This window comes from Ruegeria sp. N7 (assembly GCF_056531345.1).
In genome coordinates this window covers 1-12,537 of the sequence record NZ_JBQFLR010000008.1, presented here as the reverse complement: position 1 = coordinate 12,537, position 12,537 = coordinate 1, and the positions used below count along the sequence as shown (strand labels likewise).

General features: G+C 56.4%; 12 protein-coding genes. 11 read left to right on the top strand and 1 reads right to left on the bottom strand.

Features of this window, described 5'->3' with window-relative positions; translation table 11 throughout:
• Positions 1 to 206: 206 nt before the first annotated feature.
• The 10 genes from ACR0ES_RS10910 (at position 207) to pdeM (ending at position 11,487) form a co-directional block, all read left to right on the top strand.
• Positions 207 to 1,442: a CpaE/TadZ family protein gene (locus ACR0ES_RS10910; protein ID WP_480773932.1), complete on the top strand. Its 1,236-nt coding sequence runs from the start codon at positions 207 to 209 to the stop codon at positions 1,440 to 1,442.
• Between the two features lie 23 nt (positions 1,443 to 1,465).
• Entirely contained in the window at positions 1,466 to 2,911 is a 1,446-nt protein-coding gene (locus tag ACR0ES_RS10905; protein WP_267363024.1) for a TadA family conjugal transfer-associated ATPase, read from the top strand.
• 11 nt (positions 2,912 to 2,922) lie between these two features.
• Positions 2,923 to 3,891: a type II secretion system F family protein gene (locus ACR0ES_RS10900; protein WP_267363023.1), complete on the top strand. Its 969-nt coding sequence runs from the start codon at positions 2,923 to 2,925 to the stop codon at positions 3,889 to 3,891.
• 10 nt (positions 3,892 to 3,901) lie between these two features.
• Positions 3,902 to 4,882, top strand: coding sequence for a type II secretion system F family protein (locus tag ACR0ES_RS10895; protein WP_480604995.1), 981 nt, complete (start codon positions 3,902 to 3,904; stop codon positions 4,880 to 4,882).
• A 9-nt stretch (positions 4,883 to 4,891) separates the two neighbouring features.
• Positions 4,892 to 5,476 carry a tetratricopeptide repeat protein gene (locus ACR0ES_RS10890; RefSeq protein ID WP_480586136.1) on the top strand — a complete coding sequence of 195 codons (585 nt, stop codon included), beginning with the start codon at positions 4,892 to 4,894 and terminating at the stop codon, positions 5,474 to 5,476.
• 30 nt (positions 5,477 to 5,506) lie between these two features.
• On the top strand, positions 5,507 to 6,358 hold the full coding sequence (locus ACR0ES_RS10885) for a tetratricopeptide repeat protein (protein ID WP_480773933.1): 852 nt from the start codon (positions 5,507 to 5,509) through the stop codon (positions 6,356 to 6,358).
• Positions 6,359 to 6,361: 3 nt separating this feature from the next.
• Positions 6,362 to 6,907 carry a prepilin peptidase gene (locus tag ACR0ES_RS10880; RefSeq protein WP_480473718.1) on the top strand — a complete coding sequence of 182 codons (546 nt, stop codon included), beginning with the start codon at positions 6,362 to 6,364 and terminating at the stop codon, positions 6,905 to 6,907.
• Positions 6,908 to 7,024: 117 nt separating this feature from the next.
• A complete protein-coding gene (locus ACR0ES_RS10875) occupies positions 7,025 to 8,332 on the top strand; it encodes an ATPase (RefSeq protein WP_480473719.1) in 1,308 nt (435 codons plus the stop codon).
• 40 nt (positions 8,333 to 8,372) lie between these two features.
• A complete protein-coding gene (locus tag ACR0ES_RS10870) occupies positions 8,373 to 10,784 on the top strand; it encodes a ligase-associated DNA damage response DEXH box helicase (protein ID WP_480870624.1) in 2,412 nt (803 codons plus the stop codon).
• A gap of 40 nt (positions 10,785 to 10,824) precedes the next feature.
• Positions 10,825 to 11,487 carry a ligase-associated DNA damage response endonuclease PdeM gene (gene pdeM / locus ACR0ES_RS10865; protein WP_480507732.1) on the top strand — a complete coding sequence of 221 codons (663 nt, stop codon included), beginning with the start codon at positions 10,825 to 10,827 and terminating at the stop codon, positions 11,485 to 11,487.
• A 2-nt stretch (positions 11,488 to 11,489) separates the two neighbouring features.
• Here the strand turns inward: pdeM and ACR0ES_RS10860 are convergent, their stop codons facing one another.
• A complete protein-coding gene (locus tag ACR0ES_RS10860) occupies positions 11,490 to 12,041 on the bottom strand; it encodes a LytTR family DNA-binding domain-containing protein (RefSeq protein ID WP_480488517.1) in 552 nt (183 codons plus the stop codon).
• A gap of 249 nt (positions 12,042 to 12,290) precedes the next feature.
• Between ACR0ES_RS10860 and ACR0ES_RS10855 the strand changes: the two genes are divergently transcribed.
• Positions 12,291 to 12,537, top strand: a 247-nt coding sequence (locus ACR0ES_RS10855; protein ID WP_480870622.1) for a hypothetical protein, incomplete at its 3' end; no start/stop codon positions are given.

The following is a 12,537-nucleotide window of genomic DNA, read 5'->3' as shown; positions in this document are numbered from 1 at the left end:
TGGATAATACAAGCAGAATGGGCGACATCGTCGCCCATTTCCCTACAATTGGTTCTTTTGCGCCCAATTCTTGCCCAACTTCAAAGCAACATTGTGAAAAATAGGGTGACCTGCGGCCAAATTTGACCGTATTGGGGCGACAGCACATCAATCTGGCGGAATTCGTTCATATGACATGCTGAGCCCTCACGACGAGGATAGTGTTTATGACCAGCGCAACGCCGCAAGACGAAAATTCTGCAATCCTGGCCTGCACCATAAGCCGGGATGTCCAGAATTTCGACCTTCTGATTGAAGACATGGAAACCATTCTGGGCGAGCGCTGGGGCGACCTGGGCTTTGCCGAAGCGCTGGCCTTTTTCAGCCAGCCAGAAGCCGAAGCACTTGAATTCGTTGCATTGGCAATCGACGGGGAAGATGAAGACAACCTGTCATTGATGGGTGAAATCATCACGCGGGCCAAGGAAAAGAAGATCAAGGTCGTCTTGATCGCAGAGGACGTCACACCTGCTTCGCTCCACCAATTGCTGCGCAAGGGTGCGGACGAGTTTGTCCCCTACCCGCTTCCGGAAGGTGAATTGCAGGAAGCGGTAGAACGCATGAAGCAGCCCGATCCGGTTGTCATGGCGCAAGCCGCAGCTGTTCCATTGGCAAGTGGCGAATCAAAGGAAGGCGCGTTGTTCGTCGTTCAGGGACTTGCTGGTGGCGTGGGATCCACGACTTTGGCGGTAAACCTGGCCTGGGAACTGGCCTGTGCCTCGGACAAGGATGCCCCGTCTGTCTGTCTGATCGATTTGGATCTGCAATACGGCACGGTTTCAACCTATCTGGACCTAGCACGCCGCGAGACGGTGTTCGAAATGCTGTCGGATACGGATTCGATGGACAGCGAGGTTTTCTCACAAGCTCTTCAAACTTATGAAGAAAAACTGCAGGTCCTGACTGCACCATCCGACATGGTGCCATTGGACCTGATTACCCCCGAAGACATCCAGCGCGTGATTGACGTGGCGCGCACGCATTTCGACTATGTGGTTGTGGATATGCCCAAAACGCTGGTCTTGTGGTCGGAAACGGTCTTGCAGGCGGCGCATGTATATTTTGCAATGATCGAGCTTGATATGCGCTCGGCTCAGAACGCCCTGCGCCTCAAGCGCGCGTTGCAGGCCGAAGAACTGCCCTTCAACAAGCTGCGCTTTGCGCTGAACCGGGCCCCAAAATTCACCGACCTGAATGGAAAAAGCCGCGTGAAACGTATGGGGGAAAGCCTTGGCATCTCTATTGATCTGCTGCTGCCTGATGGGGGCAAACCTGTCATGCAAAGTGGCGACCATGGTTTGCCGCTGGCCAATTCAGCCGCCAAGAACCCGCTTCGCCGGGAAATCGCGAAGCTCGCCAAATCACTTCACAGCCTTGGCAGCAGCAGCGCTGAAGCTGCGTAACATCATCCCAAGGGGGGATCGCCGTGTTTTCAAGATATAAAAAACAGCCAGCAGCGCAGCCCGTCAAAGCGGCAGCGCAGCCGGTCGAAACGGCGGCACCTGCCGCACAAGCTGCCCCCAGCCCCGCTGCAACGGCCGTCGTACGCAAACCTCAGAAAAAAACGGCCGAGGTTGCCGGGGCAGATCGTGATCGAAAACGCAAAGAGCGGCTGAGTGAGATCAAGATCGAACTTCACCGCGAGTTGCTGGAGAACCTGAACCTGGCAGCTTTGGAAACTGCCGCCGAAGCGGAGCTACGAGCCGAAATCAGCGCAATCGCCAGCGAAGTTCTGGAAACCAGGAACATCGTTCTGAATCGCGACGACCGATCGCAGCTGAACAAAGAACTTTATGACGAAGTAACAGGCCTTGGCCCGCTTGAGACGCTTCTGCAGGACGATACGGTCAACGATATTCTGGTCAACGGACCGCATCAGATTTTCGTCGAACGTGCCGGTAAGCTGGAAATCAGCGACATCACCTTCAAGGATGAAAAGCACCTGATGCGGATCATCGATAAGATCGTGTCCGCGGTAGGCCGTCGTGTCGATGAATCCAACCCCTATGTTGACGCCCGACTGGCCGATGGATCGCGATTCAACGCCATGGTGCCCCCTATCGCGGTTGATGGGTCTCTGGTTTCGATTCGTAAATTCAAAAAAGACAAGCTGGGTATCGATGATCTGGTCAATTTTGGTGCGTTCACCGAAGAAATGGCTGCCTATTTGCAAGCTGCCGTGTCGACCCGACTGAACGTTATCGTGTCGGGCGGTACCGGTTCCGGTAAAACGACTACGCTCAACGCTCTGTCCAGCTTTATCGACGATGCCGAACGCATCCTGACCATCGAGGATACAGCGGAACTTCAGCTGCAACAGACGCATGTGGGCCGGATGGAAAGCCGACCGCCCAACGTGGAAGGCAAAGGTGAGGTCAGTCCGCGCGACTGTCTGAAGAACGCCTTGCGTATGCGACCTGACCGCATCATCGTCGGCGAGACACGCGGCGCCGAGGTGATCGATATGTTGCAGGCCATGAACACTGGCCACGACGGTTCGATGACCACGATCCACGCGAACTCGGCCCGGGATGGGATTTCACGTCTGGAAAACATGATCGCGATGGCCGGCATCGAAATGCCCATTAAGGCCGTCCGCAGCCAGATCGCAAGCGCTGTGAACCTGATCGTTCAGGCCAGCCGATTGCAGGACGGTTCGCGCCGCATGACCTCGATCACCGAGATTACCGGTATGGAAGGTGACGTGATTTCAATGCAAGAAATCTTTCGTTTTCAACGTGTTGGCCTGACACCTGACAACAAGATCATCGGTCACTTTACGGCAACTGGTGTGCGCAGCCACTATTCGGAACGCTTCCGTCTGTGGGGGTTTGATCTGCCCGCATCCATCTACGACCCAACCACAATGTAGGAGAACCGGGTATGCAATTGCCTATGGAGGCGATCATCTATGTCGCCATCTTTGTGGGGGTTCTTGCCCTGGTCGAGGGCATCTATCTGGTTGCGTTCGGCAAATCCATCAGCCTGAACAGCCGGGTCAACCGGCGTCTGGACATGCTGGAAAAGGGTGCCGGGCGCGAACAGGTTCTGGAGCAGCTGCGCAAGGAAATGCAGCAGCACATGAAATCACAGAGCATTCCTCTGTATTCGCTGCTTGCTGACAAGGCTCAAAAAGCCGCGATTGCGTTTTCACCCCGTCAGCTGATCATGATCATGGCTCTGGTCTCGGCCATGGCATTTGTCGGTCTGAGCATTGGTACCGCGACGGATACGGCGCTGCGCATCGCGATTTCAATCGCCATCGGTATTGGCGGTGTTTACGCGTGGGTAAACCACAAGGCCAAGAAACGTATGGGCATGATCGAAGAGCAACTGCCTGACGCGGTTGAGCTGATGGTGCGTTCGCTTCGTGTGGGTAATCCTTTCGTTTCGACAATTCAGGTTGTTTCCAACGAAGTTCAGGATCCGCTGGGAACCGAGTTTGGTATTATCGCGGATGAATGCGCCTATGGACGCGATGTGGGCGAGGCGCTCAAAGATATGGCCGAACGTCTGGACATGCAGGATCTTCGGTTCCTCGCGGTTGCTGTGGGTATTCAGCAGCAGTCCGGTGGTAACCTGGCTGAAATTCTGGCTGGATTGGCACAGGTGATCCGCGCGCGGTTCCGCCTGTTCCGGCGCGTCAAGGCGATCACGGCCGAAGCCCAATGGTCAGGTAAGTTCCTGTCTGGCTTCCCAATTGCGTGTCTGATTTTCATCCTGGTCAAGGATCCGGGGTATTATGACGAAGTGTTGGATCACCCCTGGTTCATCCCTGCGTGTTTCGTTGTCGGCATTTTGCTGACACTGAACCTGATCGTCATGAAGATCATCACCAACATCAAGGTCTGAGGGCAGCACAATGGAATTTCTGACCAACATCAATGACCTGCTGACCCAACACCTGGGTGAGTTCGGCCCCCTGATCGTAGTGGGTGTACTTGGCCTGATCATGGTTCTTGTCGCTGTCTCACTGATCATGAGCCAGCCGGAAGATCCTCTGAAAAAGCTTCAGCGGTCGAATGCGGCGCCCCGGGCGACGAAAAAAAGCAAGAAAGAGCAACTGCGTAACTCCAGCCGCAATGAGCAGCTTGAGAAATTCGCGACTTTCCTGGAACCGAAAAACGAAGAAGAGTATTCGGCGGTTGAGCTGAAGCTGCGTCAGGCGGGATACCGGTCAAAAGATGCGGTCCGGTTCTTTCACTTTGCGCAGTTTTCGCTGGGTATCATTGGTATCGTTGTCGGTGTTCTGCTGATTACGGTCCTGTCAAACGGTCAGGAGTTCACCGGCCAGCAGATGATGATCCGGGTATTCGTGCCAGCCGCAATCGGTTATTTCGCGCCGAAATACTGGATCACGCGCCGGGTCGAAGCACGCAAAGAGGCGATTACCGCAGGCTTTCCAGATACGCTTGACCTGATGCTGGTCTGTGTTGAGGCCGGACAATCACTGGACCAGGCCATCGTGCGCGTGTCCGGTGAAATGAAATCCTCCTACCCAGATATTGCACAGGAATTCGAAACCGTCGCACACGAGATGAAAGCCGGTAAGGACAAAGACACTGTTTTGCGCGATTTCGGAGTGCGCTGCGGCGTACAGGACGTGAACTCATTCGTCACCGTGATGATCCAGTCGGCGACTTTCGGTACATCCATTGCCGAGGCATTGCGGGTTTACGCCTCAGAGATGCGTGACAAACGCGTGATGCGCGCCGAAGAGGCTGCGAACAAGTTGCCTACCAAGATGACTCTTGTCACAATGATGCTGACAGTTCCGCCACTGCTGATCATTCTGGTCGGCCCGTCGGCGAATGTCATTTCGACTTTCGGGCGCGCAGGATGATAAAACCCTATGAAAGCTGAATTCTGGTGCTTCCCTTCCGGGTTTCGCCGAATACTTAAGGCCACCGTGGTTTGCACCATGGTGGCTTCTTGCACAGAAGGCCTGTCGCCGAACGGCCTGGATGCGCCGGGAGTTGATCCCAGGGGACAAGCAGAAGACAATATCGAGGTCGGAAACCGGCTGATGGCTGCCGGTGAATACGAACTGGCGCTTGATACTTTTACCCGCGCCGCGCTGGACCAGGGTATGACGACACAGGTCTTGACCTCTCTGGGTACGGCCAATCTTGGGTTGCGGCGTTTAGGGCAGGCCGAGAAATTGCTGCGCCGCGCCGTGGAAGGCGATCCGGATTGGCCTGTTGCATGGAATAATCTGGGTGTTCTACTGATGGAGAAACAGGAGTACCCCGAAGCGGCGCAGGTCTTTCAACGGGCTTACGCGCTGGACAATGGCGAAAGTGACGCAATCCGCGACAATCTGCGCTTAGCACTCGCAAAAATGGAAAATCCTGTTAATAATATCCCGCAAGAACAACAAGAATTTACACTGGAGCAGCTTGGCGACGGGCAATTCGCGCTACGCAAAATCCAGTAATCGAGGCAAGAGCAGTAAAGGACGCAAAAAATGCGCCAGCAATTCTTGATTCCGGCTGTTATTATCAGCGGTCTGATCCTTTCGGCCTGTGCAAAGGAAACCGAAGAGGAAAAGGTGGAACGGACGTTTCAGGAAGTGAACGTCATTGACGAAACCAACCTGAACGATGTGTTGTTGAGTGCCGCCGACCCGAACGAGGCGGTGACCTATTTTCACGGCGCCACACTCAAAAACCCTGATCGCATCGATCTTCAGCGCGGGTTGGCAATATCCCTGGGACGCGCAAAACGCACCACCGAAGCGGCAGCAGCATGGAAGCGCGTGACGACAATGAAGGGTACGAACGCCGCAGACAAGGTCGAGTATGCCGATGCGCTGGTACGAAATGGCGACTGGTCTCAGGCCAAAACCGTTCTGGATTCGGTTCCTCCAACGTTCGAAACCTTCAAACGCTACCGTCTTGAGGCGGTGGTCGCGGATTCCCGGAAAGAGTGGAAGCGGGCTGATCATTTCTATGAAACGGCCGTTGGGCTGACCACCCGCCCGGGCAGCGTGATGAACAATTGGGGGTATTCGAAACTAACCCGTGGCCAGTATGCCGAGGCCGAACGCCTGTTTACCGACGCAGTCCGTCAGGACAGCTCTTTGTTCACTGCCAAGAACAATCTGGTGCTGGCCCGGTCAGCGCAGGGCAACTATAGCCTTCCTGTGGTGCCGATGACCCAGGTTGAACGGGCGCTACTGCTGAATACGATGGGTATTTCCGCAGTCAAACAAGGCGACGTGGAAACCGCGAAAAACCTGTTCCGCGAGGCTATTGCCACTCATCCGCAGCATTTCGATGAAGCGGTTCGCTCGCTTCGTGCGCTTGAAGAGGCCTGACACATGCAAATCCCCGCTGCGGCGGCGGCATGGTTCCTGCCCTTCGTGCTGCCGATCTGCTTTTACGTGGCCTTCACGGATATGCGCGAGATGCGGATCAAAAACCATGCAGTTGTTGCGCTGGCGTTGATTTTTGTCGTGGTCGGGCTGGTTGCCATCCCGCCCTGGTCCACCGGCGCGGTCAGCGGTCATCTGTTGCTGATCAATGTGTCGATGCCGATCTATTTCTGGCACCTTCTGCATATCCCCGTGGTGTTGATTTTCGGCATTCTTCTGAACGCGTCAGGGGCAATGGGCGCGGGCGACGCTAAGTTTCTTGCCGCGTCCGCGCCATTTGTCTGGCTTGGCGATCTAAAGCTGGTGCTGCTTATTCTGACCGCCTGTATTCTGGCCGCCGTGGTCACGCATCGTTTGGCTAAAATCACAAGGTTGCGCACCATTGCGCCACATTGGGAAAGTTGGGATCGGGGCAAACAGTTCCCCATGGGGTTCGCACTGGGTGGCTCGCTGGCCATGTATCTGATTCTGGGTACTGTTCTCGGTTCGTAAACTATCATCAGCGCGCCTTGCCGCTGCCTTTGTCCCGCCACAAAGCTGGGTCATTTTTCCTTCAAGTCGCCCTTATTCGGGCAGTTGGCGTTACAATTTGACGAACGAGCACCGCGCATGAATATGCAGACTTCCTCTGTTATGGCCCCCCCTACCCCGAAGGGGTTAAGCGAAATGAAGCTTCCGCTGGTGATGATGCGGGATATCTTGCTGAAGACCATATTCCGCAAGAACACCAGCACCGTGTCAGAAGTTTCTGCGGCCATATGTCTGCCTGGCGCTGTGACCCAAGAGCTGATCGACATTGCACGCGAGCAGAAGCTGCTTGAGGCAATGGGGACGCTGAACGCCAACAGCGGCAACGAGATGGGATATCAGCTGACTGATGCCGGCAAGGCCCGCGCTCTGGATGCCCTCAGCCAGTCCGAGTATTTCGGTGCGATGCCCGTTCCGCTGGATGTCTATCGCGAGCAGGTCAAGCGCCAGTCGATCCGCAACATTCAGGTCACGCGCGACCAGTTGACCAATGCCATGGGCCATCTGGTTCTGCCCGACAGCCTGCTGGATCATCTGGGCCCGGCGGTCAGTGCAGGCCGGTCGATCCTGATGTATGGCCCGCCGGGCAACGGTAAGTCGTCCATCTCGAACGGCATTCGCGATGCGTTGGGGGACAATGTCTATGTCCCCTATGCCATCGAATATGCGGGGCAGGTGATCACGGTCTACGACCCGATCGTGCATACCGCGATCGAGCAGGAAGCCGACGACCCGAACAGCCTGCGCCGCCGCAAGCGGTTCGACTCACGCTATGTACAGTGTGAACGCCCGACCGTGGTCACCGGCGGTGAACTGTCGCTTAGTATGCTGGACCTGGTCTACAACCCCACGGCAAGAACCTATCAGGCACCGCTGCAGCTGAAATCCACGGGCGGCATCTTTATCGTGGACGACCTTGGCCGTCAGGCCGAACCACCGCAGGCGCTGGTCAACCGCTGGATTGTTCCACTGGAAGAAAACAAGGATATCCTGGGCCTGCAATCGGGTGAGAAATTCGAAGTTCCGTTTGATACGCTGGTCATTTTCTCGACCAACTTCCACCCGAACGAGATCTTTGACCAAGCGGCCCTGCGCCGGATCTTCTTCAAGATCAAGATCGACGGCCCGAATCAGGAAAACTTCCTGAAGATTTTCGCCATGGTTGCGCGCAAACGCGGGATGCCGCTGGATGAGGCGGCGCTGGTGCATCTGCTGAAGGTCAAGTACCCGACCATCAACAATATCTACGCCAACTATCAACCGATCTTCCTGATCGACCAGATGATCTCGATCTGCGAGTTCGAAGGCATCCCCTATCAGATGAGCCCGGAACTGATCGACCGGGCCTGGGCCAACATGTTCGTCAAAGACGAGAAAATCGTCAAATAACGCCGTGCCATTACCACTCCGGGGCGGGTAGTCTGCGTTCATGACGCAGATTCCCGCACGGATTGCCACTTGGTTTTCCACCAAAGGCTGGTCCATCCACCCGCATCAGCAAGAGATGTTCGACCGCGCATGCAGCCCGGCGACACTGTTGATTGCGCCCACTGGTGGCGGCAAGACCATGGCCGGATTTCTGCCGTCGCTGGCTGAACTTGCGGATGCTGATCACAATGGATTGCACACAATCTATGTCTCGCCGCTCAAGGCGCTGGCAGCGGATATCAAACGTAACCTGCGCACCCCGGTGGATGAGATCGGTCTGCCTATTCGGATCGAGGATCGCACCGGTGACACCTCGGCCACGCAAAAGAAACGCCAACGGGCCGATCCGCCCCACATCCTGCTGACCACACCGGAAAGTCTGGCGTTGCTGACCTCGTACGAGGATGCGCCGCGTATGTTTGAAGGGGTGCAGCGGATCATCGTCGATGAAATCCACGCACTGGCTGAAAGCAAGCGCGGGGATCAGCTGATTCTGGCGCTGGCGCGTCTGCAACGCCTCAATCCCGATCTGCGCCGCGTCGGGTTGTCGGCGACGGTGGAAGATCCTGCTGCGGTTGCCCGCTTTCTGGCCCGCCACCCTGATCCCTGCCAGATTGTACAGGCCGACCCCGGCCCGGACCCGGATATCCGAATGCTGGAAACGTCACAGATGCCACCCTGGTCTGGTGGTGGCGCGGCTTATGCCATCCCAGCTGTGCTGGAGCAGATCAAGCATCACAAGACCACGTTGATCTTTCACAATACGCGCGCCCAGGCCGAGATATTCTTTCACAATCTTTGGCTGGCCAATGATGACGGTCTGCCCATCGGCATCCATCACGGCAGTCTGGACCGGCAGCAGCGCGAGCGGGTCGAGGCGGCAATGGTTCGAGGTGACTTGCGCGCGATCGTCTGCACCGGTTCGCTGGATCTGGGCATCGATTGGGGGGATGTCGATCTGGTGATCCAGATCGGCGCGCCCAAGAATGTCAAACGGCTGGTGCAAAGGATAGGACGGGCCAACCACCGCTATAACGCACCTTCCAAGGCGCTTTTGGTGCCTGCCAATCGCTTCGAAGTGGTCGAATGCGTCGCCGCGCTAGAGGCCGCCAAAGCCCATGAATTGGATGGGGAACCCCGCGGTCGCGGCCCGCGCGATGTTTTGTGCCAGCATATCCTGATTGCCGCCTGCGCCGGGCCATTTAACGCAGATGATCTATATGCCGAGATGACATCCGCCGGGCCTTACGCTCAGCTGAAGCGGGCAGAGTTTGACGCCTGCCTGAATTTCTGCGCCACCGGCGGCTATGCTCTGCAAGCCTATGATCGCTGGCAAAGGTTGCAGCAGCGTACCGACGGGCAATGGCAGTTGCGCGACCCACGCGCCGCATCGCGCATTCGTATGAATCTAGGCACTATTCAGGACACGGATACGCTCAAAGTTCGTCTGAAACGTAACCGGGGCGGCAAACCTCTGGGTGAGGTTGAAGAAGCATTCGCTGCCTCGCTGACGCCCGGCGACACCTTCCTGATCGGCGGGCAAATCGTGCGGTATGAGGGACTGCGCGAGATGGTGGTCGAAGTCACGCGGCGCGCTGACCGAAAGCCAAAGATTGCGACCTTTTCGGGCACGAAATTCGCAACCTCCACGCAACTCAGCGACCGCATTCTGCGCATGTTTGCCCAAACTGACTGGCCACAGCTTCCCCCTCATACGGCTGAATGGCTGGATTTGCAGCGCCAGATGTCCCGCCTGCCCCAGCGTGATCGTCTGCTGATCGAGAGCTTTCCCAGCGATGGGCGTGAACATCTGTGCGTCTACGGATTTGCTGGTCGCAACGCGCAACAAACACTGGGCCTGCTGCTGACCAAACGGATGGAGGAAACCGGACTGGCCCCGCTGGGGTTTGTCGCCACGGACTATGCCACGCTGATCTGGGGTCTGGACGCGGTTACCGATCCCCGCCCGTTGCTTCAACCCGATGCGCTGCGCGACGGACTGGACACCTGGCTGGCAGGTAACGCCGTTATGAAGCGCACGTTTCGTGCATCGGCCACCATTGCGGGTCTGATCGAACGCAACATGGCAGGGCAACGCAAAAGCGGGCGGCAGGCTACGTTTTCGTCAGATATCCTGTATGACACCTTGCTGAAATACGATCCCGATCACCTATTGATGCAGATCACCCGCGAAGAAGCCATGCGCGGGCTTGTCGATTTCGGTCGGATCGAAACAATGTTGGCCCGAATTGGCGACAGAATCGATCTGGTGCGGCTCGAGCGTGTCTCGCCCTTGTCAGCACCACTGTTTCTTGAGGTTGGCAAAGTGCCGGTGAAAGGCAGTGCCGAAGAAAGGCTTCTGGCGGAGGAAAGCGCACGGCTGCTGCAAGCGGCGGGGTTGGAACAGCTTTGATCTGCTTGCGCCGGGCTCTGAAACAGGCCAAGAACGTATCATGAACGAATTTGGGTTTCCGTTTGCTGGTCAGTGCTTGTGTGCTTTGCCGTCCGGTGCGCTTTGGTGGCCAGACGAAAGCTTGCTGTGCGTGTCGGACCTGCATCTGGGCAAATCCGAGCGCGTGGCGCGGCGTGGTGGGCCTTCGCTTCCGCCTTATGACAGCCGTGAAACGCTGGACCGCCTGAAGGATGATCTGGCGCGCACGAACGCCAAAACCGTTGTATGTCTGGGCGACAGCTTCGATGATCTTGAGGCTGCCCGGGCGCTGCCAAAATCAGAAATGCTAAGGATCGCGACCTTACAGTCCGGACGTCAGTGGATCTGGATTGAGGGGAACCACGATCCCGGTCCTATTGAGCTGGGTGGAACCCATCTGTTCGAATGGCACCGTGGTCCGCTTGTTTTCCGTCATATCGCGCAGGATCCCGCGCGAGGCGAAGTTTCCGGCCATTACCATCCAAAAGTCCGGGTCAGGATCAAGGGGCGTCATATTTCACGGCCCGCCTTTCTGCTGAACGATCATCGCCTGATACTTCCGGCGTATGGCACCTTTACCGGGGGACTGCGCAGTTCGGATCATGTGCTGTCGGCACTCATGGGTTCGCAGGCGATGGCGATCCTCACAGGCCCGCTTCCTCACTTGATGCCAATGCCGCGATAGGTTCAGATCAGGCCGGCCTCTTCCAGCATGGGTTTGTATTTCCGGCTGACCGGAACCAGATCGCCATTGACCAGTTTCAGAAAGGTTTTGCTGCCTTCTCTTTCGACACTTGCAATGGATGCGTCGGTGACCCAATGCGAACGGTGCGAACAATGACCCGGGACAGGCTCCATCTCGGCGATTGCATCTGTGAAACGCGACCGAAGCGTGAAGGTGCCTTCTGAGGTGACAACATCTACGTTGTGATCCCGAACAGTCAGGCGATAGATTTTCCCGTTGAACCCGGGTGGCAAGCGTTTGACAAGGCGTGGTTTTTCAGGATCAGACTCAGTACTTGCCGCAGCATTCAGATCGTTGCGCTGAACAAGCATCAAGCCAGTCGCGAACAAAGCGCCATAAACCACAACCCTTTCGGCGTCCGGTGCCATATATCCACCACAGGTGAAAAGAACCCAGGCCAACATCCAAAGTGAGGGCGTGAACAATGCCAGGGTCAAAGTAACAAACGCCAGGTCCCGCGCCGGAACATTCAGGAAAACGGGATTCTTCCGCATCAGCTTTCTGGCAAGCCCGGTCACCATCAAAGCAAGGACCATCACTCCGGCCCAGAATACAAGCCGCAATCCAAATGACAGGTCAGAATCATGGAAGGGTGGAAACGCATATGCAAGTAAAGGAAGAAAGACCAAACCCGCTACCACACGCTGCAGCGAAAATGCCTTCTGGATTATACTTATTTTAGACGTCATACCGCTTTTGTGCATGAATTAGCATAGCTCAACCCGAATGCGTCAGACACAACAGTGTCTTCACCTGTAACCAACTGGGATTACAGGGATATCACGATTTGTTCGGCTGTCAAACCCATTCAGGGCGCTTTGTCCATGCAGTCAGGGGGCAGTCAGGGAGCAATTTGGCTGGAACTTTACCTGCCAAAAAAGGGGGCCGGTCCGAAGGGTCCGATCCGGCCCCCGCGTATATCACGCGGTCAGGCCTTCTGGTTCGGGGAGTTTGTTTGCGCGGCAGCAGGCGGTGAGGGTGTTGGCCAGC

What these genes read in the sequence shown, in the direction of transcription:
- ACR0ES_RS10910 (WP_480773932.1), top strand. Translation starts at nt 207, where the DNA reads ATGACCAGCGCAACGCCGCAAGACGAAAATTCTGCAATCCTGGCCTGC.
- ACR0ES_RS10900 (WP_267363023.1), top strand. Translation starts at nt 2,923, where the DNA reads ATGCAATTGCCTATGGAGGCGATCATCTATGTCGCCATCTTTGTGGGG.
- ACR0ES_RS10895 (WP_480604995.1), top strand. Translation starts at nt 3,902, where the DNA reads ATGGAATTTCTGACCAACATCAATGACCTGCTGACCCAACACCTGGGT.
- ACR0ES_RS10890 (WP_480586136.1), top strand. Translation starts at nt 4,892, where the DNA reads ATGAAAGCTGAATTCTGGTGCTTCCCTTCCGGGTTTCGCCGAATACTT.
- ACR0ES_RS10885 (WP_480773933.1), top strand. Translation starts at nt 5,507, where the DNA reads ATGCGCCAGCAATTCTTGATTCCGGCTGTTATTATCAGCGGTCTGATC.
- ACR0ES_RS10880 (WP_480473718.1), top strand. Translation starts at nt 6,362, where the DNA reads ATGCAAATCCCCGCTGCGGCGGCGGCATGGTTCCTGCCCTTCGTGCTG.
- ACR0ES_RS10875 (WP_480473719.1), top strand. Translation starts at nt 7,025, where the DNA reads ATGAATATGCAGACTTCCTCTGTTATGGCCCCCCCTACCCCGAAGGGG.
- ACR0ES_RS10870 (WP_480870624.1), top strand. Translation starts at nt 8,373, where the DNA reads ATGACGCAGATTCCCGCACGGATTGCCACTTGGTTTTCCACCAAAGGC.
- pdeM (WP_480507732.1), top strand. Translation starts at nt 10,825, where the DNA reads ATGAACGAATTTGGGTTTCCGTTTGCTGGTCAGTGCTTGTGTGCTTTG.
- ACR0ES_RS10860 (WP_480488517.1), bottom strand. Translation starts at nt 12,041, where the DNA reads ATGCGGAAGAATCCCGTTTTCCTGAATGTTCCGGCGCGGGACCTGGCG.